The 21,071-nt window shown below is 70.2% G+C and carries 23 protein-coding genes and 1 riboswitch; of the genes, 11 read left to right on the forward strand and 12 right to left on the reverse strand.

The genetic code is table 11. The features are described 5' to 3' along the window. Positions 1-39 precede the first annotated feature (39 nt). Complete coding sequence (locus EV671_RS20115; protein WP_132575081.1) at positions 40-1,806, forward strand: glutamine--tRNA ligase/YqeY domain fusion protein; 1,767 nt, start codon at positions 40-42, stop codon at positions 1,804-1,806. On the opposite strand, the gene EV671_RS20120 is transcribed toward EV671_RS20115, so the two are convergent. The 3 genes from EV671_RS20120 to dbpA all read right to left on the reverse strand — a co-directional run bounded on the left by EV671_RS20120 (position 1,807) and on the right by dbpA (position 4,428). Beyond that, a complete protein-coding gene (locus tag EV671_RS20120) occupies positions 1,807-2,487 on the reverse strand; it encodes a substrate-binding periplasmic protein (RefSeq protein ID WP_165917653.1) in 681 nt (226 codons plus the stop codon). It abuts the gene before it with no gap. A gap of 195 nt (positions 2,488-2,682) precedes the next feature. After that, complete coding sequence (locus EV671_RS20125; protein WP_132575085.1) at positions 2,683-2,904, reverse strand: hypothetical protein; 222 nt, start codon at positions 2,902-2,904, stop codon at positions 2,683-2,685. Positions 2,905-3,030: 126 nt separating this feature from the next. Next, complete coding sequence (gene dbpA, locus EV671_RS20130; RefSeq protein ID WP_132575087.1) at positions 3,031-4,428, reverse strand: ATP-dependent RNA helicase DbpA; 1,398 nt, start codon at positions 4,426-4,428, stop codon at positions 3,031-3,033. A gap of 131 nt (positions 4,429-4,559) precedes the next feature. Between dbpA and EV671_RS20135 the strand changes: the two genes are divergently transcribed. Next, complete coding sequence (locus tag EV671_RS20135; protein WP_132575089.1) at positions 4,560-5,057, forward strand: hypothetical protein; 498 nt, start codon at positions 4,560-4,562, stop codon at positions 5,055-5,057. Between the two features lie 16 nt (positions 5,058-5,073). Here EV671_RS20135 and EV671_RS20140 read toward each other — a convergent pair whose 3' ends face one another. Then, positions 5,074-5,418, reverse strand: coding sequence for a translation initiation factor Sui1 (locus EV671_RS20140; RefSeq protein ID WP_132575091.1), 345 nt, complete (start codon positions 5,416-5,418; stop codon positions 5,074-5,076). Beyond that, positions 5,415-7,640, reverse strand: coding sequence for a S9 family peptidase (locus EV671_RS20145; protein WP_132575093.1), 2,226 nt, complete (start codon positions 7,638-7,640; stop codon positions 5,415-5,417). The genes EV671_RS20140 and EV671_RS20145 overlap by 4 nt, the downstream gene beginning before the upstream one ends. 332 nt (positions 7,641-7,972) lie before the next feature. Here EV671_RS20145 and EV671_RS20150 point away from each other — a divergent pair, with 332 nt between their 5' ends. Together EV671_RS20150 and EV671_RS20155 are read left to right on the forward strand one after the other, a co-directional pair. Beyond that, positions 7,973-8,662: a hemerythrin domain-containing protein gene (locus tag EV671_RS20150; RefSeq protein ID WP_132575095.1), complete on the forward strand. Its 690-nt coding sequence runs from the start codon at positions 7,973-7,975 to the stop codon at positions 8,660-8,662. 81 nt (positions 8,663-8,743) lie between these two features. Continuing rightward, positions 8,744-9,403, forward strand: a complete 660-nt coding sequence (locus EV671_RS20155) for a peroxiredoxin (protein ID WP_132575097.1) — start codon at positions 8,744-8,746, stop codon at positions 9,401-9,403. A 60-nt stretch (positions 9,404-9,463) separates the two neighbouring features. Here EV671_RS20155 and EV671_RS20160 read toward each other — a convergent pair whose 3' ends face one another. Continuing rightward, on the reverse strand, positions 9,464-9,739 hold the full coding sequence (locus tag EV671_RS20160) for a DUF4242 domain-containing protein (protein ID WP_132575099.1): 276 nt from the start codon (positions 9,737-9,739) through the stop codon (positions 9,464-9,466). A gap of 111 nt (positions 9,740-9,850) precedes the next feature. Here EV671_RS20160 and EV671_RS20165 point away from each other — a divergent pair, with 111 nt between their 5' ends. The 3 genes from EV671_RS20165 (at position 9,851) to EV671_RS20175 (ending at position 14,746) form a co-directional block, all read left to right on the forward strand. Beyond that, on the forward strand, positions 9,851-12,298 hold the full coding sequence (locus EV671_RS20165) for an ATP-binding protein (RefSeq protein ID WP_132575101.1): 2,448 nt from the start codon (positions 9,851-9,853) through the stop codon (positions 12,296-12,298). A 218-nt stretch (positions 12,299-12,516) separates the two neighbouring features. Next, entirely contained in the window at positions 12,517-12,993 is a 477-nt protein-coding gene (locus tag EV671_RS20170; RefSeq protein WP_132575103.1) for a chemotaxis protein CheW, read from the forward strand. A gap of 28 nt (positions 12,994-13,021) precedes the next feature. Further along, positions 13,022-14,746 carry a methyl-accepting chemotaxis protein gene (locus EV671_RS20175; protein WP_132575105.1) on the forward strand — a complete coding sequence of 575 codons (1,725 nt, stop codon included), beginning with the start codon at positions 13,022-13,024 and terminating at the stop codon, positions 14,744-14,746. A gap of 45 nt (positions 14,747-14,791) precedes the next feature. Here the strand turns inward: EV671_RS20175 and EV671_RS20180 are convergent, their stop codons facing one another. From EV671_RS20180 to EV671_RS20190, 3 genes are read right to left on the reverse strand one after another with little or no spacing between them, the layout of a single operon-like run. After that, positions 14,792-15,697 (reverse strand): tRNA dihydrouridine synthase, encoded by a 906-nt coding sequence (locus tag EV671_RS20180; protein WP_132575146.1) that lies wholly within the window; start codon positions 15,695-15,697, stop codon positions 14,792-14,794. A 14-nt stretch (positions 15,698-15,711) separates the two neighbouring features. After that, positions 15,712-16,206 carry a M48 family metallopeptidase gene (locus EV671_RS20185; RefSeq protein WP_132575107.1) on the reverse strand — a complete coding sequence of 165 codons (495 nt, stop codon included), beginning with the start codon at positions 16,204-16,206 and terminating at the stop codon, positions 15,712-15,714. A gap of 53 nt (positions 16,207-16,259) precedes the next feature. After that, a complete protein-coding gene (locus EV671_RS20190; protein ID WP_132575110.1) occupies positions 16,260-16,742 on the reverse strand; it encodes a 6,7-dimethyl-8-ribityllumazine synthase in 483 nt (160 codons plus the stop codon). Positions 16,743-16,829: 87 nt separating this feature from the next. Then, a riboswitch (FMN riboswitch) is annotated at positions 16,830-16,982 on the reverse strand. A 55-nt stretch (positions 16,983-17,037) separates the two neighbouring features. Between EV671_RS20190 and EV671_RS20195 the strand changes: the two genes are divergently transcribed. From EV671_RS20195 to EV671_RS20205, 3 genes are all read left to right on the forward strand, one after another. Then, on the forward strand, positions 17,038-17,319 hold the full coding sequence (locus tag EV671_RS20195) for a 2Fe-2S iron-sulfur cluster-binding protein (RefSeq protein WP_132575112.1): 282 nt from the start codon (positions 17,038-17,040) through the stop codon (positions 17,317-17,319). 142 nt (positions 17,320-17,461) lie between these two features. Further along, complete coding sequence (locus EV671_RS20200; protein ID WP_132575114.1) at positions 17,462-18,052, forward strand: lysophospholipid acyltransferase family protein; 591 nt, start codon at positions 17,462-17,464, stop codon at positions 18,050-18,052. Continuing rightward, complete coding sequence (locus EV671_RS20205; RefSeq protein ID WP_132575116.1) at positions 18,049-18,285, forward strand: VF530 family protein; 237 nt, start codon at positions 18,049-18,051, stop codon at positions 18,283-18,285. The genes EV671_RS20200 and EV671_RS20205 overlap by 4 nt, the downstream gene beginning before the upstream one ends. On the opposite strand, the gene minE is transcribed toward EV671_RS20205, so the two are convergent. The 3 genes from minE to minC are packed head-to-tail and all read right to left on the reverse strand — an operon-like array spanning position 18,282 to position 20,243. Next, positions 18,282-18,548, reverse strand: a complete 267-nt coding sequence (gene minE, locus EV671_RS20210; protein ID WP_132575118.1) for a cell division topological specificity factor MinE — start codon at positions 18,546-18,548, stop codon at positions 18,282-18,284. The genes EV671_RS20205 and minE overlap by 4 nt on opposite strands. Before the next feature lie 13 nt (positions 18,549-18,561). Next, complete coding sequence (gene minD, locus EV671_RS20215) at positions 18,562-19,377, reverse strand: septum site-determining protein MinD (RefSeq protein ID WP_132575120.1); 816 nt, start codon at positions 19,375-19,377, stop codon at positions 18,562-18,564. A 38-nt stretch (positions 19,378-19,415) separates the two neighbouring features. Continuing rightward, positions 19,416-20,243 carry a septum site-determining protein MinC gene (gene minC, locus EV671_RS20220; RefSeq protein WP_132575148.1) on the reverse strand — a complete coding sequence of 276 codons (828 nt, stop codon included), beginning with the start codon at positions 20,241-20,243 and terminating at the stop codon, positions 19,416-19,418. Positions 20,244-20,856: 613 nt separating this feature from the next. On the opposite strand from minC, the gene EV671_RS20225 reads away from it, so the two are divergent. Next, complete coding sequence (locus EV671_RS20225) at positions 20,857-21,045, forward strand: hypothetical protein (RefSeq protein ID WP_132575122.1); 189 nt, start codon at positions 20,857-20,859, stop codon at positions 21,043-21,045. The last annotated feature ends 26 nt before the right edge of the window (positions 21,046-21,071 follow it).

A 21,071-nucleotide genomic window follows, 5' to 3' on the forward strand; every position in this document is an offset into this window, starting at 1 on the left:
GGGCCTGAGACACGGCCCGCTTCCATTTCAGAGCCGACGATGAGCCACAACGCCCCCGCCGCCCCCGCGACGAACTTCCTGCGCCAGCGCATCGAGCACGACCTCGAAAGCGGCGACCTCAACGGCCGCCATTTCGCCGGCACGCCCGGCGACGCTGCCCACCATGCGGCCGGCCCGCTGGACGAGGCACGCATCCGCACGCGCTTCCCGCCCGAGCCCAACGGCTATCTGCACATCGGCCATGCCAAAAGCATCTGCCTGAACTTCGGCCTGGCGCGCGACTTCGGCGGCGCCTGCCATCTGCGCTTCGACGACACCAACCCCGAGAAGGAGGAGCTGGAGTACGTCAACGCGATCAAGGAGATGGTGCAGTGGCTGGGCTGGAGCTGGGGCGGCAACCTCTTCGAGGCCAGCAGCTATTTCGACTTCATGTATGCCGCCGCCGAGGCGCTGATCGACGCCGGCCATGCTTATGTGGACGAGCAGAGCGCCGACGAGATGCGCGCCAACCGCGGCGACTTCGGCAAGCCGGGCGTCAACAGCCCCTTCCGCGATCGCACGCCGGCCGAGAACCTGGCGCGCTTCCGGGAGATGCGCGACGGCCGGCACGCCGACGGCGCGATGGTGCTGCGTGCCAGGATCGACATGGCCTCGCCCAACATCAACCTGCGCGACCCGACGCTCTACCGCATCAAGCATGCGGAACACCACGCGACCGGAGCGAAGTGGTGCATCTACCCGATGTACACCTATGCCCACCCGATCGAGGACGCGCTGGAGCGCATCACGCACAGCATCTGCACGCTGGAGTTCGAGGACCAGCGGCCCTTCTACGACTGGCTGCTGGAGCACCTGGCCGACCTCGGCCTGCTGGCCCGGCCGCTGCCGCAGCAGATCGAGTTCGGCCGCCTGAACCTGAACTACGTCGTCACCAGCAAGCGCAAGCTGCGCCAGCTGGTCGAGGAGAAGCATGTCAGCGGCTGGGACGACCCGCGCATGCCCACCCTCGTCGGCCTGCGCCGCCGTGGCTTCACGCCGGCCAGCATCCGCGCGATGGTCGAGGCCACCGGCGCCAGCAAGCAGAACGCCTGGATCGACGACACCGTGCTCGACCAGGCGCTGCGTGCCGACCTCGAACCCCAGGCGCCGCGCGCGTTCGCCGTGCTGCAGCCGCTCAAGCTCAAGCTGGTGAACTACGCCGAAGTGTTCGGTTCCAGCGGCCACCGCGAGCCCTGCGAGACCGCCGCCCACCCGCACAAGCCCGAGCTGGGCCAGCGCAGGTTCTCGCTCGGCCCCGAGCTGTGGATCGAGGCCGAGGACTTCGTCGAAGTGCCGCCCAAGGGCTATTTCCGGCTCTTCCCCGGCAACAAGGTGCGCCTGAAGGCCGGCTATATCGTCGAGTGCACCGGCGCCGAGAAGGACGCCGACGGCAAGGTCACGGCCGTGCTCGCCAATGTCGTGCCCGACACCAAGAGCGGCACGCCGGGCGCCGACGCGGTCAAGGTCAAGGGCACCATCGGCTGGGTCGGCGCCCACGAGGCCCTGGCCGCCGAGGTGCGCCTGTACGAGCGCCTGTTCACCGAGCCCCAGCCGGATGCCGGTGGGCGCGACTTCCTGGAGTTCGTCAACCCGAACTCGCTGCGCGTCGTGCAGGGCTTCGTCGAGCCCTCGCTGGCCGACGCCGGCGCCGGCCAGCGCTGGCAGTTCGAGCGCCACGGCTACTTCGTTACCGACCGCGTCGACCACCACGCCGACCGCCCGGTGTTCAACAAGATCACCGGCCTGAAGGACAGCTTTGGCCGCTGATCAGGCGGGCATGCGGTCGTCGCCGAACTCTTCCAGCGCGCGCTGGTAAAGCCGCGCGATGCTGCCATCGCGCTGCAAGGCTTCGACCGCCCGCCCCAGCCGCTCGATCAGCTCCGGCGTGCCTCTGTGCAGGGACAGGTGCAGCCAGAAGGCCTGGCGCTCCACGAGCAGCGGCCGCGCGAACTCCTGCATGCGCAGCCCCATGCCGCGCGCGGCACCGAACAGCCCCAGATTGCTGCCATAGGCGGCGTCCACGCGCCTGCCCATCAGCATCTGGACGGCGTGCTCGTTGTTGTTCACCGACTGCACGCGCAGCCCCGCCAGGTTCGCCAGGCTCTCGGGCATGGGGAAGCTGCGCGGCACAGCCAGCGACAGCCGGGACAGATCCTCCAGCCGCAGCACCGGAGCGTCGCGGCGGCTCACCACCACCGTCGGCAGGGTCAGCACGGGCGCCACCCGATAGGCCACCGCCTTGAGCTCATCGTTGGAGAAGCGCAGCACCATGTCCGAGACGCCGTTCTGCAGGCTCAACACCGTGCGGGCATAGGGCACGACATGGTTCTCGGCCACCAGGCCGGCCCGCTGGGCGATCAGGTTGCCGATCTCGTACATCAGCCCGCCCGGCCCCTGCGGGCCGATGCGCCCGAAGGGCTCGGACTGGATGGTCTCGATGCGCAGCACGTCGGGACCCGCCGCGCGGCCCCAAGCCGGCGCCAGGCAGGCCAGCCCGGCAGCCTGGCAAATCCTGCGCCGGCCGGCTGACCTCAGGCGGCTCTGCGCGCCTCCCGATTCAGGTCGCATCCGGACATTGCACCACACGCGGGCGCCTCGACGCAGCGGGATCCGGCCTCCCGATGCGCCTTGCCATGACCGCCGTCAATCCCGTGCGCCGCCGCAGCGCAGCACGATAGGGCTGGCGAACTCGCGGCCAACCACCGCACGCGCGAACAGGTAGTTCTGCCGCGCCCGCTCGCTCAAGCCGTCAAGTCGCACGCCGCCCGTGGCATCACAGGGGAATGCGAGTGCACGGCCGGCCTGGAACAGGGATTCGAACCGCAGTTCGTAGTCGTCGCTCAAGGGCATGGGGCGTGAATTCATGGGACACCTCGTCTTGAGTCCAGACTAGGCGCCGCACCCCGGCATTGCGCGTGAAAAGGTCGCACCCGCGGGAGCGGACTCCCGCGAACGCGGCAGGGCGTGAAATACCGCTCAGCCCACCTCGGCTCACTCCAGGTCCGCCAGCCTTCTGACCTTGACCTTGCGGCCCTTGAGCTTGCCCGCGGACAGGCGCTTCACCGCCTCCCGGGCGATGCCGCGCTCCACCGCCACATAGCTGTGGAAGTCGGTCACGTTGATCTTGCCGATCTGCGCCGCGGTGAAGCCGGCCTCGCCGGTCAGCGCGCCCAGGATGTCGCCCGGGCGGATCTTCTCCTTGCGCCCGCCCAGGATCTGCAGCGTGTCCATCGCCGGCAGCAAGGGGCCGCCGGGCGCGTCCTTCAGCTCGCCCAGCGCCTGCCACTTGAAGGGCTCGCCCTGCAGCTGCTCGATGCGGCCGATGCGGCCCATTTCGTCCAGGCTGGCCAGGCTCAGCGCCAGGCCCTCGGCGCCCGCGCGGCCGGTGCGGCCGATGCGGTGGACGTGCTGCTCGACATCGGCGCTGATGTCCACGTTGATGACGCAGGCCAGGTTGACGATGTCCAGGCCGCGCGCGGCCACGTCGGTGGCCACCAGCACCGAGGCGCTGCGGTTGGCGAACTGGATCAGCACCTGGTCGCGGTCGCGCTGCTCCAGGTCGCCGTGCAGGGCCAGTGCGACGAAGCCCTGGGCCGCGAGCACGGCCTCCAGGTCGCGGCACTGCTGCTTGGTGTTGCAGAAGGCGATGGCCGACTCGGGCCGGAAGGCGCGCAGCAGGCGCGGCACCGCGTCCAGGCGCTCGCCCTCGCCCACCTCGAAGGCGAGCTGGCGGATCGTCGACGCGGCGGCGCGCGTGGCGCCGGCCACCTTGACCGTCTGCGGCTCGCGCATGAACTTCGCGGCGATGTCCGTCACGCCATCGGGGAAGGTCGCCGAGAACAACAGCGTCAGCCGGTTGGCGGGCGCTCGCTTGGCAATCGCCTTGATGTCGTCCAGGAAGCCCATGTCCAGCATGCGGTCGGCCTCGTCCAGCACCAGCGTGTTCAGCGCGGCGAGGTCCAGCGTGTCGCGCTCCAGATGGTCGATGAGCCGCCCCGGCGTGCCGACGACGATGTGGGCGCCGTAGCCCAGGCTCTCGATCTGCGGCCGCATCGGCGAGCCGCCGCACAGGCTCAGCACCTTGATGTTGTCGGCCGCACGCGCCAGGCGGCGGATCTCCTGCGTGACCTGGTCGGCCAACTCGCGCGTGGGGCACAGCACCAGCGACTGCACGCGCGGCACGGCGGCATCCAGCCGGTGCAGCAGCGCGATGGCGAAGGCGGCGGTCTTGCCGGAGCCGGTCTGCGCCTCGCCGATGACGTCGCGGCCGGCCAGGGCCAGCGGCAGGCTGGTGGCCTGGATGGGCGTCATCTGCGCATAGCCGAGCTGGGCGAGGTTGGCCTGCATGGCGGGGCTGAGAGGCAGGCGGGAGAAAGCGGTGTCGGTCATCACGCGATTGTCCAGGCTGTGACTTCCTGCGCAGAAATCGCACCCACCCGGTGCGGGCTTGCATTTGCATACACCTCGCCGCGGTCGCCTTCATAGCATGCCACTGGGCCCTGGTCGGCCCGGCAATCGCCATGCCCAGTACCCCGAACTCCTCCACCGCCTCAACCGGCTCCGCCCAGCCTCGCCTGCTGAGCGGAGCCGGCGCCTCCCGCAGCACCGGCACGAAGACCGCCGAAGCCTCCACCTTCACGGCCACCGTGCCCTTCAAGCGGCCACAGCCGCAGGCCAGGCCGGCCCAGCCGGCACCAGCCGGTCCGCTGCCGCGCTGGGCCAAGAACTTCGTCATCGGCGGCGTGCTGCTGGCGGTGGCCATGCCCGCCGCGGTGCTGATGTCGCGCTCCATGCTCGTGCAGCAGATCCTGACCGAGGAGAGCAGCTCCAAGGCCGCCATGGTCTGCACGGCCGGCGACGCCCACGCGGCCGACAGCTCCAGCTTGCTCGGCTGGCTGTTCGGCGGCTCCTATTTCCAATGCGGCGAATGGGAGACCCGCGAGGCCCGCCAGCAGCGCGAACGCGACCAGGAGCAGGCCAACTACCTTGCCCGCGAAAGGGCGAAGCTGCAGCGCTGAGCCGTCGCGACTCCCGTCAACCGCCAGCCCGCCTCACCGTCCAGCCCTCGGGCCGGGCCTGCAGCCAGGCCACCACCTTGTCGAGGTGATCGCCCTGGATCTCGACGACGCCGTCCTTCACCGTGCCGCCGCTGCCGCAGGCGGCCTTGAGCTGCTTGGCCAGCGTGGTCAGCGCCGCGTCGTCCAGCGGCAGGCCCTGGATGGTGGTGACACCCTTGCCCTTGCGCCCCGCCGTCTCGCGGCGCACGCGCACGATGCCGTCGCCGGCGGGCCTCGCCTTGGCCTTGCAAACGCATTGCGCGGCGGGCTTGCCGCAGCCCGGGCAGGCGCGGCCGAAGTCCGTGGAGTAGACGAGAGTCATTGGCCGGGCTTGAGGTGCCGCTCGAAGAAGGCATCCATCGTGCGGTAAAGGTGCAGGCGCGCCGCGCGGCCGGCGATGCCGTGGGCCTTGCCGGGGTAGATCTGCAGGTCGAAGGTCTTGCCGGCGGTCTGCAGGGCCTCGACGAGGCGCAGCGTGTGCTCGAACAGCACGTTGTCGTCGGCGGTGCCGTGCATCAGCAGCAGCGGTCTGTTCAGCAGCGCCGCCCGCGCCGGCAGGTTGGCGCCGGCATAGGCCGCAGCCTTCCCATCCTCGGGCAGACCGAGATAGCGCTCGGTGTAGGCCGTGTCGTAGAGCGTCCAGTCCGTGACCGGTGCGACGGCGACCGAGGCCGCGAAGGGCGTATCAGCATCCAGCACCGCGCGCGCAGCCAGGAAGCCGCCATAGCTCCAGCCGAAGAAGCCGATGCGCGCCGGGTCCACGCCCGGCACGCGGCCGGGCAGTTCGCGCACGGCGGCGAACAGGTCGGCCACCTCGTTCTTGCCGAAGGCATGGTGATGGGCGCGCGTGAACTCGCGGTCACGGTGCTCCATGCCGCGCGTGTCCAGCATCAGCACGCCATAGCCGCGCTGCTGCCAGTAGGCGATCAGCGGCATGTCGCGGCCCCAGGCCCAGTTCACGGTGGCTGCGCCGGGACCGCCGTAGGCCATCACGATGACCGGGTGCCGGCCCTCGCGGCGGTCCTGGGCGGCGAAGAAGAAGGCGTTCAGCGGCGTGTGACCGTCGGCGGCGGTCAGCGCCAGCGCCAGCGGCGTGTTGGTATAGGCCTTGAGGTCGGCCGAGGGCGGGTCGCCAGCCAGCGCAATGGCGCCTTCCTGCCCCAGGCTGCGCAGTTCCAGCCGCGGCGGCGCGCCCCAGGCCGAGCGGGTGACGAGCAGCCGCGTGCAGCCGCTGTCGGCCTTGGCGTCGCGCCACTGGCGGCCGTCCATGCCCGGCAGGGGCTGCGGCCTGCCGCCGGCCAAAGGCAGGCTGTAGAGCTCCTGCGCCTTGCCGACATCGCCGGCTGCAGCGAAGACGACCTGCCCGTCGTTGGCGCAGACGGCATGGGCCACGGGCTCGGGCATCCGGGTCAGCGGCGTGCGCCTGCCGCTGGCGCGGTCAATCAGCAGCAGCTGGCGCCGGCCCGAGGCCTCGCCGGACCAGAGCAGGCCCTTGGGCGTCTCGATGAGGTCGTCATGCACCTCGACCCAGGCCGGGTCGGTCTCGACGGTGATGTCGCGCGGGGACGTGCCGGCCTTGAACTCGGTCAGCGTCAGCCGCGTCTGGTCGCGCGTGAACCACTGCAGCCAGGGCGTGCCGTCGGCAAACCAGCCGGCGCGGGCGATGTATTCGGCGCCGGCCGGCAGCAGCAGTTCGCGGCGCTGGCCGGTCGCGGCGTCGATGGCGAAGGCCGTGACCCTGGCATTGGCCGCTCCGGCCGCCGGGTAGCGCTGCTCGGTCATCGCCGTGCGGTCGGCAAAGATCTGCGCGCGGGTCTTGATGGCGACGCCGGACTCGTCGACGCGCAGCGCCAGCAGCGACCTGCCGTCTTTGCTCCACCAGTAGCCGCGCTGGCGCGACAGCTCTTCGGCGGCGATGAACTCGGCCAGGCCCCAGCTCACGGTGGCGCCGCCGTCGCTCGTCAGCCGGCGCGGCTTGCCGCCTTCGGCCAGCGGCAGCACGAAGAGGTTGCCGTCCTGCACATAGGCCAGGGCCTGGCCGTCGGGCGTGCAGCGCGGGTCCTGCTTGGGCGCGCCGGCTTCCAGCGCGAGCTTCTGGGCCTGCGGGCCACCGGCCGTGAGGCGCACGAGATAGAGATCGCCCGACAGCGGGAAGAGCAGCGCGCCGTCGCCGCCGCCGCACCACTGGTAGCCGGTGATACCGCTCTGGCTGATGCGCTGGCGCTCCAGCGCCATCTTCTCGGCCTCGCTGAGCTTCTGCACGGCGCCGCCCAGCAGATCGGCCGCGGCCACGAGCTTGCGCGGCTCGCCGCCCTGGCCCGCCGCGTCCACGGGCTGGGCCCACAGCTCCAGCACCTCGCTGTCCGCCTGCGAGGGCCGCAGGAAGCTGACCCAGTGCCCGCCCGGCGAGACCTCGGCCTGGCGCGGCAGGCGGCCGGCCAGCGGCGGGTCGATGCTGATGCGCTCAAGCGTCAGCGGGGATTCGGCATGCGCGCCGCCGGCCAGCAGCGCGGCGGCAAGAAAAAGGGCTACGGACAGTTTCATGCGCGCATGCTAAGCGCGCGGCACGGGCGGCTCAGCCCGCCGTCAGCCCACCAACCAAGGCGGCGACGCCGAACCAGGCCCTGATGGCCAGCTCGCCCCGTTCACCCCATGCAGGGCAAACACGTCCTTGGCGGGATCCACGGTCCACGCACAGAATGGTCATGCCCTCCGCTTCCGAAGGTCTCGATGAGAAACGGCGCTTTCCATCGGGGCACCGGGCCGCCGTTCGCCGCGTCGCGGCCGCAGCGGGGCGGGGAAGTTCCTCTCATCCGTCAAACAACGACGCGGCGACGGAAGCAGTACGAATGCCCTCACCCCGACAGGAGCCGACCATGACCGAACCCGAAGTCTCAGTCCCGGCCATCATGCGCAACTACCACGAGGTGCTACGCAACGATCTCGCCAAGGTGCTGGCGCCGCGCGCTGCAGGCGGCGACCTGGCCGGCTTCGCGGCGGCATGGAAGGACTATGTCCACGCCATCGCAGTACATGCGGCGATGGAGGACGGCGTGGCCGGCGCCGGCGGTGGCATCACGACGATGCTGGACCGCTACTTCGACGGCGCCGTCGACGCGGCGCTGTTCCGCGCCGAGCATGCCGACGAGCACGAACTGCAGGCCGCCGTCACCCGCGCCGCCTCCCGGGACGCCACCGCGCTGCGCGACGCCTGGGGCGCCTACCGCATCTGCGCCGAGGCGCATCTGCTGCACGAGGAGGACGTGATGATGCCCCTCGTCGCCAGGCTGCCCAAGGAGGGCAAGGCCGCGCTGTTCGCCGACTGGTGCGTGTCGGCCGGCGTCGCCCACGGTGGCTTCGAGGACTTCATCGCCCACGGCGTGGCCTCGCTGGCCGCCTACGGCAGCGCCAAGAACTCGCCGGCCGGCGCGACCCGCGTCTTCGTGCACTCGCTGAAGACGGTGAGCACGCCGGCCCAATGGGTGCGCTTCCAGCCCATCGTGTGCGCCGCGGCCGGCGCGGATGTCTGGGCGGCCGTCACCGCCGAAGTGCCGAGCCTGGCTTAGGCGCTTTTCAAGCAAGCGCATTCGCGACAGGCGCTCGCTTCCTTCCTATCATTCACCCCCCGCCCCCAAGGAGCCATCACCATGTCCCTGCGCATCAACGACATCGCCCCCGATTTCACCGCCCAGACCACACAGGGCACGATCAAGTTCCATGACTGGATCGGTGACAAGTGGGCCATCCTGTTCTCCCACCCCAAGGACTTCACGCCGGTGTGCACGACCGAGCTGGGCTATATGGCCAAGATCGAGCCCGAGTTCGCCAAGCGCAACGCCAAGCTGATCGGCCTCTCCGTGGATCCGGTGGACAACCACCACCGCTGGGCCGCCGACATCGAGGAGACCCAGGGCCATCTGCCCAAGTACCCCATGATCGGCGACCACGACCTGCACGTGGCCAAGCTCTACAACATGCTGCCGGCCGACATCGAAGGCACGTCCGAGGGCCGCACGGCCGCCACCAATGCCACCGTGCGCTCGGTCTTCGTCGTCGGCCCGGACAAGCGCATCAAGCTGATGCTGACCTACCCCATGACGACGGGCCGCAACTTCGACGAGATCCTGCGCGTGTTGGACAGCATGCAGCTCACCGCCAAGCACAAGGTCGCCACGCCGGTGAACTGGAAGCCGGGCGAGGACGTCATCATCGCCGGCTCGGTGTCGGACGAAGACGCCAAGGCGCTGTTCCCCGCCGGCTGGAAGGCACCCAAGCCCTATCTGCGCATCACCAAGCAGCCGGGCTGAAAGGCCTCGGCCAGCGACGCGGCCGGGTGCGGGCGGGAGCCTGGCCCGGCCGCTGCGCTTTCAGGCTTCCGCGGTGGTCGGGTCGATGATGCGGCGCACCTGGGCCACCGAGTCCGCCGGGAAACCGCCGAGGCGGGCGTGCTCGCGCACCTTGGCCTCGTCCGGCGCGTTGTAGACGCAGTAGATCTTGTCGTCGGTCACATAGCTGTGCACCCACTGGATGCTCGGCCCCAGCTCGCGCAGCACGCCGCAGGAGGTCGCGGAGATGGACTGCAGCTCGGCGGGCGTGAGGCGGCCGGCGCCGGGAATGTTTCTTTCGATGACGAACTTGGGCATGGCTTGCTCCGTTGAAGCTGGCCGGCCGCGGATCGACCGGCCTGGCGGCATGCTCAGCCCCGGGGACGCAAGCGTCCTTTAGCCGGCCTGAAATCTGGATAAATTCAGCCCGTGCCCGCCTCCCAATACCGCTTCGGCGACTTCAAGCTGCTGCCGGCCGAACGCCTGCTGTTCCGCCGCGGCGCCGAGGTGGCAATGACGGCGCGCGCCTTCGAGCTGCTGGTCGCCTTCGTCGAGCGCGCCGGCCAGCTGCTGGCCAAGGACGAGCTGCTGCGGCGCGTCTGGGCCGGCGTCGTCGTCGAGGAGAACAACCTCGCCGTGCAGGTGGGCACATTGCGCCGGCTGCTGGGCGCCGAGGCCATCACCACCATCCCGGGCTTCGGCTACCGCTTCGCGCTGCCGGTGCTGGAGGTGGCCGAAAGCCGCGAGCCCGCACCGCAGACCCACGGCCGCCTGCCCGTGCGCCTGCCAGCGCTGATCGGCCGCGAGGACGAGCTGCGCGCGCTGCAGGCGCTGCTGCGCCAGCACCCGGCCGTCACGCTCTGCGGCGGCCCCGGCATCGGCAAGACGCGGCTGGCCCAGGAGCTGGCCCGGCGCCTGGCGCACGACCACGCCGACGGCGCCTGGTGGGTGGACCTGACACTGCTGCACGAGGGCGAGCCCGTGGCCGCCGCCGTGGCCCGCGCGCTCGGCCTGCCGCCCGGCCCCGAGCCGCTCGCGACGCTGGCGGCGCGCCTGTCGTCGCTCGCGATGCTGCTGGTGCTGGACAACGCCGAGCACCGCGTCGAGGGCGTGGCCGAGGTCGTCGCCACGCTGGCGCGCGACACCGGCGGCGTGAGCCTGCTCATCACCAGCCAGCTGCCGCTGCAGATCCCGGGCGAACGCGTCTACCGCCTCGACGCGCTGCCGCTGGACGACGCGGTGCGCCTGCTTGCGGCGCGCGCCGGCGAGGCCGAGGCGGGCAATGGCGCCAAGGCCGCCGAAGTCTGCGCGGCGCTGGACTGCAACCCGCTGGCCATCGAGCTGGCCGCCTCGCGCCTGGACGCGCTGGGCCTGGACGGCCTGGCCGCCCGGCTGAATGAACGGCTGACGCTGCTGGCCCCCGCCGACGCTCGCAGCGCGTCGCGCCACAACGCGCTGGCCGAGGCGCTGCGCTGGTCGCACGAGCTGCTGGCCGAGCGCGAGCGTCGCGTGCTGCGCCGGCTGGCCATCTTCCCCGGCAGCTTCTCGCTCGAAGGCGCGGCCCTGGTGCTGGCCAGCGACGAACTGCCCGCCGCCGCGGCCGTCGCCTCGGTGCTCGGCCTCGTAGAGCGTTCGCTGATCAGCGTGGACCGCGGCTCGGCATCGCGGCGCTTCAGGCTGCTGGAGACGATGCGCCTGTTCGCGCGGGACAGGCTCGCGGCCGCCGGCGAGACCGCCCAGGCCCAGGCCCGGCTGTGCGCCGGCCTGCGCTGGCTGCTGGACGACGCCTACGAGGAATCCTGGCGCCTGCCGCCCGCCGCCTGGCGGGCCCGTTACGAAGCCGAGCTGCCCGGCCTGTGGGCGGCGCTGACCTGGGCGGGCCGGCACGACCTGGCCAGCGCGGCGGCCCTCTTCGGTGCCAGCGCGCCGCTGTGGATGCCGCGCGCCACCCAGGCCCGACCGCACGCGCTGGCGCTGGCCGCCCGCCTGGCCGGCGATGGCGCCGGCATCCCGGCCGCGGTGCTGGCGCGCTTCTGGTGGGCCTGCGCGCGCTGTCACAGCGTCGTCCACCCCGGCCTGGCCCGCGAGGCCGCCGACCGCGCCGCGCGGCTCTACCGGGATCTGGGCGACGCGCGCGGCGAATACCTGGCCCTCGTCGAGCATGCCTTCAACTGGCGCGTCGACGGCCCCGAGGCCCGCGCGACGCTGGCCGCGGCGCGCCGGCTGGAGAACCCCGGCTGGCCCGCGGCCGTGCTGGAGCGCGGCCTGACGACCGAGGCCGTGCTGCACCTGACCTCGGGCCGGCACGACGAGGCGCGGCGCTGCTACCGGGCGGCGCTGGAGGTCTGCGAGCGCGACGGCTTCGATGCCGGCATCATCCGCGCCCGCCTCAACCTCGCCGACCAGGCCCGCGCTGCCGGCGAACTGGCGCTGGCCGTCGAGCTCGGCGAGGCCCTGCTCGCCGAGCAGCGCGATGCCGGCGACCTGACCGGCCTGGCCACGCTGATGGGCAACCTCGTCGGCGCCCTCGTCGCCCAGGGCCGGTTCGAGCGCGCCCGCGAGGTGGCGCAGGACTGCCCACGACTCCTGGGTTGGCTGGGGCTGGACGAGCAGCTCTGGATGAGCCTGGACGCACTGGCCCTGATCCAGCTGCACGCCGGGCACGTCGCGCTGGCGGCACGGCTGGCCGGCGTGGCCGACCGCGAGTTCGAGGCCCACGGCCAGATGCAGCGCCAGCCCAACGAGGCCGAGGACCGCGCCGCGCTGGCCGCCGGCCTGGCCCGGCGCCTGGATGCCGACGAGATCGAGCGCCTGGCCCGGGAGGGCCGGCGCATGAGCCTGCCCGACGCGATGCGGGCCGCCCTCGCGCCGGGCTGAAGGCCCGCGCAGGAATTTCTATCAATTAGACAGCAGGTCCGGCGGCGCAGGACGTCATCGCTGCCGCATGGTCGCGGCGTCGCGTCTTACACAAGAAGCGCTATTTTCATGGGAAAACATGAGAATTTTTGCACACCCGGAGCGTGCCAAAGGTGGCACATCAGTTGAAAAATCGGATTTATCAAATTTATCATTTTATCACTTCAGCAGAGGCCACCATGACAGCACTTTCCATCCTCGAGAACCGCGCCGTCGCATCCGCCGCACCACCCGAGGTGCTCACCTCGACCCTGGGCGGACAGGAGTACGGCATCGACATCCTGGCCGTCCAGGAGATCCGCCGCTACGAGGCGCCGACCCGCATCGCCAATGCCGCCAGCCACCTGCTGGGCATCGTGAACCTGCGCGGCGTGATCGTGCCCATCGTGGACCTGCGCCGCAGCATGGGCCTGCCGGCCGAGCACGGCGCGAGCACGGTGACCGTCATCGTCAACGTCGGGGCCCGCACGGTGGGCCTGGTCGTGGACGAGGTGTCCGACGTGGTGACGCTGGACCCCGAGCAGATCCAGCCCCGCCCCAGCCTGGGCAACGGGGCGAGCGCCGACTTCATCGTGGGCTTTGCCACGGTCGCTGGCGCGGAAGGCCCGCGCATGCTGCTGCTGCTGGACCTCGAAGCGCTGCTGCGCGACTTCTGAAACCCAAGCCCTCAACCGGGAGACTCTCATGATCGCAATGAAGAACCTGCGCATTGGCACCCGACTGGGTGTCGCCTTCGCCCTCGTGGTGCTGCTGATGACCGCCCTGGCCGTGGCCGCGAGGCTGGGCCTGGCCAATGCGCGCGCCGACATGGACACCGCCCTGCATGACCGCTACGCCAAGGTCAAGATCCTCACGGGCATCTCCGACGACCTGAACCTGCATGCCCGCATCATGCGCAACCTCATCATCATGGACTCCCAGGCCCAGCGCGGGCAGGAGATCAAGAAACTGGAGGAGTCGCGCGAGCACGCCTCCAAGGCCTACGAAGACCTGCGCAGCCGCCTCAGCAGGCCCGAGGGCCGCGCGATGTTCGAGAAGGTCCAGCAGGAGCGCACCGGCTTCGTCGCGGAGGAGAACCAGTTCGTGAAGCTGGTGCAGGCCGGCGACGTCGCCGCCGCCAAGACCCTGCTGCTGGAAACACTGCGTCCCCGCCAGCTGAGCTACCAGAAGCGGCTGCGCGAGCTGGCCGACTACCAGGAGGGCCTGATGAATGACGCCGGTGAGGACACCATGGCCACCGTGGACCGGGTCACGACGCTGCTGATCGGCGGCACGCTGCTGGGCCTGGCCCTGGCCATCGCGGCCGGCGTCATCGTCACCCGCTCCGTCACGCGGCCCGTCGCCGCCGTCGTCGCCGCGCTGAAGACCGTCGCCAACGGCGACCTCACCGTCGACGTCGTCACCGACCGCGGCGACGAACTGGGCGAGTTGCAGCGCGCGCTGTCGAGCACGGTCACCGGGCTGCGCCGCGTGGTCAGCGATGTGCGCGCCGGGGTCGATTCGGTCTCCACCGCGTCCAACCAGATCGCAGCCGGCAACCAGGACCTGTCCAGCCGCACCGAGCAGCAGGCCTCCAGCCTGCAGGAGACGGCGAGCTCGATGGAACAGCTCACGGCCACCGTGCGCCAGAGCGCCGACACGGCCCGTGCCGCCAGCAATCTGGCCGCCAACGCCCGCGTGGCCGCCGGCCATGGCGGCGAGGTGGTCAGCCAGGTCGTGGGCACGATGGACGAGATCAGCGCCAGCAGCCGCAAGATCGTCGAGATCATCGGCACCATCGACGGCATCGCCTTCCAGACCAATATCCTCGCGCTGAACGCAGCGGTGGAAGCCGCCCGCGCCGGCGAACAGGGCCGCGGCTTCGCGGTCGTGGCCAGCGAGGTGCGCGTGCTGGCCCAGCGCAGCGCCGAGGCGGCCAAGGAGATCAAGGCCCTGATCGGCAACAGCGCCGACAAGGTCGAGGCCGGCAGCCGCCAGGTTGCCGAGGCCGGCCAGGCGATGCAGGACATCGTCGCGCAGGTCGGCAAGGTCAACGACCTGATCGGCGAGATCGCCAGCACCGCCGACGAACAGAGCCGCGGCATCGCCCAGGTCAACACCGCCGTGACGCAGATGGACCAGGTCACGCAGCAGAACGCGGCCCTGGTGGAGGAAAGCGCCGCGGCGGCCAGCAGCCTGGCCCAGCAGGCCCAGACCCTGGCCGAGGCCGTGGCCACCTTCCGCCTCGAAACGACGGTCAGCTCCGCCAAGCCTGCGGAGCCCGTCAAGCTGGCACCGGTGCCGACCGCGGTGAAGGCCGCACTGCCGCCCCCCGAACCGCGCGCAGCCTCGCCCCGCCCCGCCACGCCGGCGCCGGCCAGGCGCGCCGCGGCAGTGCGCGAGGACGAGCTGGCCTGGGAATCGTTCTGAGCCTGTGCGCCATGCAAGCCCGCCCTCGCGGCGGGCTTTTTGCGCTCAGAACAGGCGCAGCGCCAGTTCGTCCGCGGCGTTGACCGTGCGCAGCGCCGCATAGGCCGCCTCGGCTTCGGGATAGGCCCGCTTCAGATAGTGCAGCCACTGCTTGAGCCGCCCGCCCTGGTGCCGCGGCGCGACCGTGGCGCGCACCTGGTCGAAGAACAGCCGCATCAGCGGCAGCAGCTCGCCCCAGGGCAGCGGCGTGGCACGCGCACCGGCCACGCGCAGCGCGAGGCCGGGGTCGGCCACCATGCCGCGGCCCAGCATCAGGTGCTCGCAGCCGCTGCGCTCGCGCGCGAGCTCGGCGTGCTCGACGGTCCAGATCTCGCCGTTGGCGATCAGGGTGATGGGCAGGGCCTCGCGCACGGCGGCGATGCGCTCCCAGTAGGCCGGCGGCTTGTAGCCATCGGCCTTGGTGCGGGCATGCACGACGATCTCGCTGGCGCCGGCCTCGTGGATGGCGCGGGCCACGTCCAGCGTCCTGCTGTCGTCCATAAAGCCCAGGCGCATCTTGGCCGACACCATCACGTCGGCCGGCACCGCGCGGCGCACGGCCGCGACGATAGCGTGGATGAGCTCGGGCTCGTCCAGCAGCACGGCGCCGCCGCGGTGGCGGTTCACGCACTTGGCCGGGCAGCCGAAGTTCAGGTCTATGCCCTCGGGCTTGAGCTCGGCCAGGCGCGCGGCGTTCTCGGCCATGCATTGCACGTCGGAGCCCAGCAGCTGCGGATGCACCGGCACGCCGGCGGCCGTGCGGCCGCCGGTCTTCAGCTCGGGCACGATGCGCGTGAACACGCGGCTGGGCAGCAGCTGGTCGGTGACGCGGATGAACTCGGACACGCAGCGGTCCACGCCGCCGACGCGGGTCAGCACGTCGCGCAGGATGTGGTCGAGCAGGCCTTCCATCGGCGCGAGGACGATCACTTCGCGTCCTCCTGGTGCATCAGGTAGAGCCGCAGGTCGAACTCGAGCTGGAAGTAGTCCGGCTCCATGTGCTGGCAGAGCGAATAGAAGGCCTTGTTGTGATCCAGCTCGCGCAGATGCGCCAGCTCGTGCACGACGATCATGTTCAGCAGCGCGGCCGGCGCTTCCTTGAACAGCGTGGCGACGCGGATCTCGCGGCGGGTCTTGAGCTTGGCACCCTGCACCTGGCTGCGGCGCGTGTGGGTGCCCAGCGCCTGCTGCAGCACACGCAGCTTGGCATCGAAACCCACGAAGTTCAGCGGGCCGGCATTGCGCATATGACGGTTCTTCAGCGCCTGCACATAGTCGAACAGGGCCGTGTCGCTGCGCACCTCGTGGCGCTCGGGCAGGCGGCGGGCCAGGTGGTCGGCAAGGCGGCCTTCCAGGCGCAGCCGTTCGGCCTGCTGGATGAGTTCGGGGGGATAGCCGGCGAGGTAGCGGGCAGCAAGCATGCGGTCGATTCAAGGGGCGCGGCACCGGGGGGGCGCCGCGCCGGGGAGCAGGGTCAGGCGACCAGCGCGTTCAGCTGGTCCAGGCTCGCTATTGTCGCGAGGCAGGCGCGCGCCACCTCGACACCCTTGGTCGAGAAGTGCTCGGCGAAGAAGCGCTTGTGCTCGCCATGCTCGTGGAAGTGGTGGGGCGTCAGCACCGCGGAGAACACCGGCACGTCCGTCTCCAGCTGCACCTGCATCAGCGCATCGATGACGGCCTGGCCGACGAAATCGTGCCGGTAGATGCCGCCATCGACGACGAGGCCGCAGGCGATGACGGCGTCGAAGCGGCCCGTGCGCGCGAGGCGCTGCGCATGCAGCGGGATCTCGAAGGCGCCGGGCACGTCGATGACGGTGATCTGCTCGGCCGGGATCCGACATCGATCGAACTCATGGCGGATGGCCGACACGGCGACGCCGACGATGTCCTTGTGCCAGCTGGCGGCGACGATAGCCACGCGCGGCGGTTTGGCGGGAGTGGGAAGGGGCTGATTCATGGTGTCCTCTTGAAAGACGGTTTTTCCAGAATCAGGGCAAGCGCACGCAGCAGCGGCGCCTCCTGCCGGACAGGAAGCGTCGACGCAACGCGATCTCTTTCATCCGGACTGTGACCGTCGGCCCTGGCATCGCACCAGGTCTGCTGACCCTTCGCCGCGCAGCGGTGAAGGCGCTCGCGGGCTCGCGCTCACGGAGCGCATACCGCCGGTAGGGACTTCCACCCCGCCCTGAGAACGCTGCCGGCCTTGCGGACCGGCGGCCGCACTCTAACGGCTCGGCGGCATGATGCCGGTCATGTCCGAGACAGCAACATTCCACGTGACCCTCCGGCCCGGCGGCGAGGGCTTCGACTGCGCTGCCGACCAGCCGCTGATGCTGGCCGGGCTGGCGGCGGGCCTCGCCCTGCCCTGGTCCTGCCGCAACGGCAGCTGCCGCACCTGCATCGCGCGCCTCATCGAAGGCCGCATCGAGCACCGCATCGAATGGCCCGGCCTGTCGGCCGAGGAGAAGGCCGAGGGCTGGATCCTGCCCTGCGTGGCCGAGCCGCGCAGCGACGTGACGCTGCAGTGGGTGTGAGAGAGGCTGCGCGCCATCCACAGCCTCTGTGGACAAACCCGTGAACAGCCTGCGGGCGAAAGCGGCAAGTGCTTGGCACAACAGGGCTTTTCTTGCGTTGCCTCAGATTGAGGCAGGGTGGCATGACGGGACAATCGCGGGCATGCATCGCACCATCTTCACGACACCCGGGGTCAGCACGCTGCTGCGCGGTTTCTCGCTGGCCTGGCTGCGCCTGGCCGGCTGGACCGTGCAGGGCCGGCTGCCGCCCGAGGCCCGCAAGAGCGTCTTCATCGCCGCCCCGCACACCAGCAACTGGGACCTGCCCTACACCCTCTTCGCCGCGTTCGCGCTGCGCCTCACGCCCTACTGGATGGGCAAGACCTCGATCTTCAAGTTCCCGTTCGGCGGGCTGATGCGCTGGCTGGGTGGCATCCCGGTGGACCGCAGCAAGTCCAACAACCTCGTGGCCGCCTCGGCCGAGGCCCTGCAGGTCGCCGACGGGCCGGTGCAGCTCATCGTGCCGCCCGAGGGCACGCGCAGCAGGACGATCTACTGGAAGACGGGCTTCTACTGGATCGCCGTCACGGCCAGGCTGCCCATCGTGCTGGCCTACATGGACTACCCGCGCAAGCTGGTGGGTCTGGGCCCGCTGTTCACGCCGACCGGCGACGTCGAGGCCGACATGGCCGGGATCAAGCGCTACTACGCGCAGTTCAAGGGCAGGAACTCCAACCAGTTCACGCACGAATGAACGGCTCCAACGATCCCCTGCATGGCCTCACCCTCGAAGCCATCGTGACCGCCCTGGTCGAGTATTTCGGCTGGGCCGAGCTGGGTCGACGCATCGAGATCAAATGCTTCCGCATCGATCCCAGCGTGGCATCCAGCCTGAAGTTCCTGCGCAAGACCCCCTGGGCGCGCGCCAAGGTGGAGAGCCTCTACCTCTTCATGCGGCGCGAGCAGGCGCGCGCCGCCAAGGCTTAGCGACCTGCGGCCGCTTCGGGCAATTCGATCTTGACTTCCAAGACCTCAAGATCGCCCTGGCGCTCCATATGGACCTTGATGTCGTCGGGGTTGATCGACACGTATTTGCTGATGACCGCCACCAGTTCGCGCTGCAGTTGCGGCAGATAGTCGGGGCTGGCGCTGCGGCCGTTGCGCTCGTGCGCGAGGATGAGCTGCAGCCGCTCCTTGGCGACGCTGGCCGAGCTCTTCTTTTCGCCGAGGAAGAAGTTCAGGAATCCCATCGCGAGGCTCCCTTCACTTGGCGCCGAAGACGCGCTTGAACCAGCCCGGCTTCACGGCCTCGGTGAAGCGCATCGGCTTGTCTTCGCCCAGAAAGCGCGCGACGACGTCCTTGTAGGCCTCGGCCACGTCGGTCCCCTGCAGATGGATGGCCGGCGTGCCCTGGTTGGAGGCCTGCAGCACGCTCTCGCTCTCGGGGATGACGCCGATCAGCGGCGTGCGCAGGATCTCGTGGATGTCGTCCAGGCTCAGCATCTGGCCGCCCTCGACGCGATTCGGGTTGTAGCGCGTGATGAGCAGATGCTCCTTCACGGCCTCCTTGCCGTCGATGGCGCGCTTGGTCTTGCTGCTGAGCATGCCCAGGATGCGGTCGCTGTCGCGCACCGAGGAGACCTCGGGGTTGGTCACGACCAGGGCCTCGTCGGCATAGTGCATGGCCATCAGCGCGCCGGTCTCGATGCCGGCCGGCGAGTCGCAGACGATGTAGTCGAACTCCATCGCCTTGAGCTCGTCGAGCACGCGCTCGACGCCCTCCTGCTTCAGCGCGTCCTTGTCGCGCGTCTGCGAGGCGGCCAGGATGTAGAGCTTGTCGAGCTGCTTGTCCTTGATGAGGGCCTGGGTGAGCTTGATCTCGTCGTTGATGACGTTGATGAGGTCGTAGACCACGCGGCGCTCGACACCCATGATGAGGTCGAGGTTGCGCAGGCCGACGTCGAAGTCGATGACGCAGGTCTTGTGGCCGCGCATCGCGAGGCCGGTGGCGAAGCTCGCGCTGGTGGTGGTCTTGCCGACCCCGCCCTTGCCGGAGGTGACGACGACGATCTTGGTCATCTGGGTGTTTCCTTGCGTTGAATTCGGTGGAGCGACGTTCAGGTCGGCAGCGGCTGCAGCAGCAGCTTCTCGCCCTGGAGGTAGACCTGGGCCGGCTTGCCCGCGACCTCGGCGGGCAGCGGGTTCTCGGCGGTGCGGTAGATGCCCGCGACGGCCAGCAGCTCGGCCTCCAGGCTCTGCGTGTAGATGCGCGCCGAGGTGTCGCCGCGCGCGCCGGCAATGGCCTTGCCGCGCAGCGGCGCGTAGATGTGGATGCTGCCGTCGGCGATGACCTCGGCACCGTGGCTGACGACGGCCAGCACGACCAGGTCGCCGCCCTTGGCATAGACCTGCTGGCCGGAGCGCAGCGGCTTGTCGACGACCAGGGTCGGCGCGGGCGCCACGACGGTGACAGGCCTCTCGATGATCTTCTCGACGGTGATCTCGCGCACCACCTCGGCCGGTGCCGCCTGGACGGCGCGTTCGGTGGCCGGCTCGTCGGCCGCGTCAGCCAGGCCGAGCTCGTGGGCCAGGGCCAGCTCCTCGGCCGTCGCACCGGCCACGGCCACGGGCTGCAGCTGGCTGGCGCGCAGCAGGCCGACGATGGTCTTCAGGTCGACGGGTGCCGGGCCGTCCAGCGCCAGCGGCGCCTGGCCCTCGGCGGGCGCTGCTGCGGCGGCCGGCAGGCGCGGCACGCCGCTCAGGTCGATGACGACGGGCTCGTGCTCGAAGCCGCCCTGGCCGGCGCGTTCGGCCCAGTCCGCGGCGAGCTCGGCCATGTCGGCCGTGTGCAGCACCAGGCCCAGCAGGTTGAAACGGCGTGACTTCAATTCGAAAGTGCCGGCGCGCGCGGCGCTCTTGTTGCGCCCGCCGCTCTCCTTCGTCATCTCCGTCATCGCCCGCCGCCCGTTCAAAAGGCCGCGAGTTTAGCCGCCGCCCCCGGAACAACTTCTTGGGGACTGCCCCCAAAGGCGCCAGCGCGCTCCGCCTCAAAAACGGGCAGACCACTGCGAGCGGCGGCCGATCAAGCACTTAGCGCCGCTGTCGGCAGCCGGCCCACAGACTTGTCCACAGTTGACGGGGACAAACGGCAGCATGCTGTCGTCCGGACACGTGACATCCGCACTCCGTGGCTTGACTTATCCCCATATCTGGCAGACGTCAAGCATTTCGGACCCTGAGTCGCGACGCCGCCCGCATGCGCCGGGGTGCAGCGCTAAGTGATTGATTCATATAGGTCACCTGCTGTTGCCCAAAAATTCAGCAACCTAAGCGAAGCCGCATCACACAAGGGCTTGGCCGCGATGGAGGGGGGTTCTCCACAAAGTTTTCCACAGACTCGGTGGATAGCTTGCCGAAGTGTTACGAATCAGTGACTTAGCCCGCTTCCTTGAGGCGTTCTGTAGCTTTCGCTGCCAAGTGCGGGCGCATGTCGCCGGGATGGGCGGGTTACATTGGGCGCTTGCCCGCGGCCTTGCGGGTGCCCCAGGAGAACAGCCCTTGGCAACGCCGAACTACAGCTACGAGAAACGCCAGCGCGAACTGGCCAAGAAACGCAAGGCCGAGGAAAAGCGCCAGCGCAAGCTCAGCGGCAAGCCGGCCGAAGAAGAAGGCAGCACGGCCGAGCCGCAGGCCGACGCCGAGCCCGCGGCCCACGACGCGGCGAACCCCGCCGAGCCGCAAACCTAAAATCCGCCGTTTCTCCCCGTTACGCC

It is taken from the genome of Roseateles saccharophilus (assembly GCF_004342485.1).
Classification (GTDB): Bacteria; Pseudomonadota; Gammaproteobacteria; order Burkholderiales; family Burkholderiaceae_C; genus Pelomonas; species Pelomonas saccharophila.